At 69.4% G+C, this 255-nt stretch carries 1 protein-coding gene; it reads right to left on the reverse strand.

Annotated features, from left to right (window positions below):
- Positions 1 to 241: DUF6531 domain-containing protein (locus GM672_RS28145; protein ID WP_155473720.1), on the reverse strand; the 241-nt coding region annotated here is incomplete at its 3' end.
- Between the last annotated feature and the right edge of the window lie 14 nt (positions 242 to 255).

The raw sequence follows: 255 nt of genomic DNA on the forward strand, positions 1-255 counted from the left end.
GGGTCAGCGTGATCTGTTCGACCGGGTCGTGGTGGCGCTGGCCGATGGCGAGCCACGGATAGCGGTGGCTGCGGCCGTCGGTGGCGTGATAGAGCAGGGCGGTGGGCTTGCCCTGGCCGACGACGTCGATGCGGGTGCTGTACGGGGTAAGCCAGCGCGCGCCGAGATGGCCGTGGTCATAGGCCGTCAGCTGGCTGCGGTAGGTGCGGCGCCATTCGATGGGGAGCGGTGCATCCAGCACGAAGTCGGTGTGCG

The organism is Pseudoduganella buxea, assembly GCF_009720835.1.
GTDB classification, from domain to species: Bacteria; Pseudomonadota; Gammaproteobacteria; order Burkholderiales; family Burkholderiaceae_D; genus Rugamonas; species Rugamonas buxea.